7 protein-coding genes are annotated in these 4370 nt (G+C 54.6%); all 7 read left to right on the top strand.

The annotated features are described in order from the left end of the window. The coding region (gene secY / locus Q0O05_RS11590; protein ID WP_293663201.1) for a preprotein translocase subunit SecY at nt 1-1028 on the top strand (1028 nt) is incomplete at its 5' end. A gap of 122 nt (nt 1029-1150) precedes the next feature. Further along, a complete protein-coding gene (rpmJ, locus tag Q0O05_RS11585) occupies nt 1151-1264 on the top strand; it encodes a 50S ribosomal protein L36 (protein ID WP_012348927.1) in 114 nt (37 codons plus the stop codon). A 24-nt stretch (nt 1265-1288) separates the two neighbouring features. Continuing rightward, nucleotides 1289-1654: a 30S ribosomal protein S13 gene (gene rpsM, locus Q0O05_RS11580; protein ID WP_293663197.1), complete on the top strand. Its 366-nt coding sequence runs from the start codon at nt 1289-1291 to the stop codon at nt 1652-1654. 19 nt (nt 1655-1673) lie between these two features. After that, complete coding sequence (gene rpsK, locus Q0O05_RS11575) at nt 1674-2078, top strand: 30S ribosomal protein S11 (RefSeq protein ID WP_029706489.1); 405 nt, start codon at nt 1674-1676, stop codon at nt 2076-2078. Nucleotides 2079-2159: 81 nt separating this feature from the next. Further along, nucleotides 2160-2783, top strand: coding sequence for a 30S ribosomal protein S4 (rpsD, locus tag Q0O05_RS11570; RefSeq protein WP_293663196.1), 624 nt, complete (start codon nt 2160-2162; stop codon nt 2781-2783). A gap of 107 nt (nt 2784-2890) precedes the next feature. Then, a complete protein-coding gene (gene rpoA, locus Q0O05_RS11565) occupies nt 2891-3880 on the top strand; it encodes a DNA-directed RNA polymerase subunit alpha (RefSeq protein ID WP_293663195.1) in 990 nt (329 codons plus the stop codon). An 82-nt stretch (nt 3881-3962) separates the two neighbouring features. Then, a complete protein-coding gene (gene rplQ / locus Q0O05_RS11560) occupies nt 3963-4358 on the top strand; it encodes a 50S ribosomal protein L17 (RefSeq protein WP_293663194.1) in 396 nt (131 codons plus the stop codon). Nucleotides 4359-4370: the final 12 nt, after the last annotated feature.

The raw sequence follows: 4370 nt of genomic DNA, 5'->3' as shown, positions 1-4370 counted from the left end.
ATGTGTTGCCGGCGTTTGAGCAGTTGAAAAAAGAGGGCGAGGGTGGTCGTCGCAAGATAACTCAGTACACCCGTTACGGCACCTTGGGCTTGGCGCTATTCCAATCGTTAGGTATCGCTGTCGCGCTAGAAGCTTCTGCAGGTTTGGTGATTGCTCCAGGTTTCGGCTTCAGGCTGACCACTGTAGTCACCTTGACCGCTGGCACCATGTTTTTGATGTGGCTGGGAGAGCAGATTACTGAGCGGGGTCTGGGCAATGGCATCTCGATTTTGATTTTTGGTGGCATTGCAGCTGGCCTTCCCAGCGCGGTTGGCGGTTTGCTGGAGTTGGTCCGCACAGGAACGATGAGCATCATCGTTGCGTTGGTTATTGTGATTGTGGTCGCCCTGGTGACTTACTTCGTGGTGTTCGTAGAGCGGGGTCAGCGCAAGATTCTGGTGAACTATGCGCGCCGGCAGGTTGGCAACAAGGTGTATGGCGGGCAATCGTCCCATTTACCCCTGAAGTTGAACATGGCTGGTGTTATTCCCCCCATCTTTGCTTCGTCCATTATTTTGCTTCCAGCCACCGTGGCGAACTGGTTTAGCTCCGGCGACTCGATGCGCTGGTTGAAAGACATTGCCAACACCTTGAGCCCTGGTCAGCCGGTCTATGTCATGTTGTATGCGGCGGCGATTGTGTTCTTCTGTTTCTTTTACACCGCGTTGGTATTCAACAGCCGTGAAACAGCTGACAACTTAAAGAAGAGCGGCGCGTTTATTCCTGGAATTCGTCCCGGGGATCAGACCGCAAAGTACATCGACAAGATTTTGGTTCGTTTGACACTGGCTGGCGCGATTTACATCACATTTGTATGCCTGCTGCCGGAGTTCCTGATTCTCAAGTACAACGTGCCGTTCTATTTCGGTGGTACGTCGCTGCTGATCATTGTGGTGGTCACTATGGACTTCATGTCGCAGGTGCAGAACTACATGATGTCGCAGCAGTACGAATCGCTGCTTAAGAAAGCCAATTTCAAGGCTTCCTGAGGGGCGAGTGAGGAAGATAGACGGTTCGGGCTGAAGGTCGGTCTGGGCTGAGATTAAGGGTTAGATCGCATATTCCGCGCGATTCAAAGTCGGAATGGGGCGAAGAGTTTTAGGAGAAGAAAATGAAAGTTTCGGCTTCGGTCAAGAAAATTTGCCGCAACTGCAAAATCATCCGTCGTAAGGGCGTTGTGCGCGTGATCTGTACAGATCCGCGCCACAAGCAGCGTCAGGGTTAATTGCAAGAGTTTTAGAGGACGAAAATGGCACGTATCGCTGGCATCAACATTCCGCCGCATAAACATTCCGAAATTGGCCTGACAGCCATCTTCGGCATCGGACGCACCCGCGCACGCAAGATTTGCGAGGCCTGTGGCATCGCATATTCGAAGAAGGTCAAAGATCTGACCGACTCCGATCTTGAAAAAATCCGCGACCAGATCGCTCAATTCACCATTGAGGGTGATTTGCGACGTGAGACAACCATGAACATCAAGCGTTTGATGGACATTGGTTGCTACCGCGGCTTCCGTCATCGCCGCGGCCTGCCGATGCGTGGCCAACGTACCCGCACCAACGCACGCACACGCAAAGGCCCCCGTAAGGCAGCTGCGTCTTTGAAGAAATAACAGGGATTGAGAGACCACCATGGCAAAGGCTCCCGCAAATAACGCAGCTCAGCGTGTTCGCAAGAAGGTTCGCAAAAACGTCGCAGACGGTATTGCGCACGTTCACGCATCGTTTAACAACACCATCATCACCATCACAGACCGCCAAGGCAATGCTTTGTCTTGGGCGTCCTCGGGTGGTCAAGGTTTCAAGGGCTCGCGCAAGTCCACTCCATTCGCCGCCCAGGTGGCGTCCGAAGTGGCGGGGCGCGCAGCTTTGGAGCAAGGCATTAAGAACCTTGATGTCGAGATCAAAGGCCCTGGCCCTGGTCGCGAGTCGTCGGTTCGCGCCTTGGCAGCTCTGGGAATCCGCATCAACATGATTGCTGACGTGACCCCCGTGCCGCACAACGGTTGCCGCCCTCAAAAGCGTCGCCGTATTTAATTTAAACCAAGCCCACCGCCACCAACTTCCGTTGGTGGCTCGCGCGTTTCTACGCGTCAGATGACATAGAAGGAAGATCAAGTGGCACGTTACCTCGGCCCCAAGGCCAAACTTTCCCGCCGTGAAGGCACGGACCTGTTCCTCAAGAGCGCACGTCGCTCCATTGCGGATAAGGCCAAATTCGACTCTAAGCCTGGCCAGCACGGCCGCACCTCCGGTGCCCGCACATCTGACTACGGTTTGCAGCTTCGCGAGAAGCAAAAAGTTAAGCGCATGTACGGCGTGCTGGAGCGCCAGTTCCGTCGTTACTTTGCCGAAGCCGACCGCCGCCGTGGCAACACCGGCGCCAACCTGATGATGTTGTTGGAGTCCCGCCTGGACAACGTCGTGTACCGCATGGGCTTCGGTTCCACTCGCGCTGAAGCGCGTCAGCTGGTGTCTCACAAAGCGATGACCGTCAACGGTAATCCGGTGAACATTCCTTCCTACATGGTCAAAGCGGGCGACGTGATTGCGGTGCGCGACAAATCCAAGAAGCAAAACCGCATTGTTGAAGCCCTGCAATTGGCCCAACAGGTCGGCATGCCCGCATGGGTTGAGGTGAGCGTGGAAAAGGCTGAAGGTACTTTCAAGTCCGTGCCCGACCGTGACCAGTTCGGTGCAGACATCAACGAATCCCTGATCGTTGAGTTGTACTCGCGCTAATCGTATTCAATTTCTTGTAATCGTTCCTTTGCTGCGGGGCACCGCGGCAGAGGTACTTCACCAGCCTTACCGATGTAACGAGTCGGGGGTATTGAGAGGAAGTTTGCATGCAAAACAATTTGTTGAAGCCCAAGTCGATCAGCGTTGAGCAACTGGGTCCTAACCGGGCGAAAGTTGCATTGGAGCCCTTTGAGCGCGGATACGGTCACACACTCGGCAACGCTTTGCGTCGTGTGCTGTTGTCCTCCATGCCTGGGTTCGCCGCGACTGAGGTGACTATCGCGGGCGTGCTGCACGAATACTCGTCTATCGATGGCATCCAGGAAGATGTCGTGAACATTCTCCTGAACCTCAAGGGCGTTGTGTTCAAGCTCCACAACCGTGAAGAAGTTACCCTGAGCCTTCGTAAAGACATTGAAGGCGTTGTGACCGCTGCCGACATCCAGACACCGCACGACGTAGAAATCATCAATCCTGACCACGTCATCGCTCGTTTGTCCCATGGTGGCAAGCTGGATATGCAAATCAAGGTTGAAAAGGGTCGCGGTTATGTACCCGGCAGCATGCGCCGCTTTGCGGACGAACCCAATAAATCGATCGGTCGTATCGTTTTGGACGCGTCTTTCTCACCGGTGCGTCGGGTCAGCTACACCGTGGAAAGCGCCCGTGTTGAGCAGCGTACCGACCTCGACAAACTGGTCGTTGAAATTGAGACCAACGGCGCCGTGAGTGCTGAAGACGCAGTGCGCGCATCTGCAAAGATTCTGGTGGAGCAGCTGGCTGTGTTTGCGCAGCTCGAGGGCAGCGAATTGGATGCCTTCACCGCACCCACCCCGCGCGGCAACACCCAATTCGATCCGATTCTGTTGCGCCCAGTGGACGAGCTGGAATTGACGGTCCGCTCTGCCAATTGCCTGAAGGCTGAGAACATCTACTACATCGGCGATCTGATTCAGCGTACCGAAAATGAGTTGCTCAAGACCCCTAACCTGGGCCGCAAATCGCTGAACGAAATCAAGGAAGTCTTGGCCTCGCGCGGCCTGACCTTGGGAATGAAGTTGGAGAGCTGGCCTCCTGCATCCCTGGAAAAGCGCTAATCCGCAAATAGAACCCCTTGGGGTTCCGTGCCACGGGCAGTACCTGATACGGCTGCCTGTTTAAAACTGAAGGAAACTAAAAATGCGTCACGGACACGGTCTTCGTAAACTCAATCGCACAAGCTCGCACCGCCTTGCTATGTTGCGCAACATGATGAATTCGCTCATCGAGCATGAAGTCATCAAAACCACAGTCCCCAAGGCCAAGGAATTGCGTCGTGTGGTGGAGCCCATGATTACTTTGGCCAAAGAAGCCACCGTGGCAAACCGCCGCCTGGCCTTTGACCGCCTGCGTGACCGCGACAGCGTCACCAAGTTGTTTGACGTCTTGGGCCCTCGTTTCAAGGTGCGTCCTGGTGGCTACACACGCATCCTGAAAATGGGTTTTCGTGTCGGCGATAACGCACCCATGGCATTGGTAGAACTCGTGGATCGCGGGGAAGAAGTTTCTTCAACTACTGAAGAAACAAGCGCTTAATCGGTTACACTA

This window comes from Rhodoferax sp. OV413 (assembly GCF_945881795.1).
GTDB lineage: Bacteria > Pseudomonadota > Gammaproteobacteria > Burkholderiales > Burkholderiaceae_C > Allorhodoferax.
The sequence above is the reverse complement of the archived record's forward strand: the minus strand, read 5'-3'. Positions and strand labels throughout refer to the sequence as shown.

Bases quoted from the DNA above. Each gene is read 5' to 3' on its own strand.
- rplQ (WP_293663194.1), top strand. From the start codon at position 3,963: ATGCGTCACGGACACGGTCTTCGTAAACTCAATCGCACAAGCTCGCAC.
- rpsK (WP_029706489.1), top strand. From the start codon at position 1,674: ATGGCAAAGGCTCCCGCAAATAACGCAGCTCAGCGTGTTCGCAAGAAG.
- rpsM (WP_293663197.1), top strand. From the start codon at position 1,289: ATGGCACGTATCGCTGGCATCAACATTCCGCCGCATAAACATTCCGAA.
- rpoA (WP_293663195.1), top strand. From the start codon at position 2,891: ATGCAAAACAATTTGTTGAAGCCCAAGTCGATCAGCGTTGAGCAACTG.
- rpmJ (WP_012348927.1), top strand. From the start codon at position 1,151: ATGAAAGTTTCGGCTTCGGTCAAGAAAATTTGCCGCAACTGCAAAATC.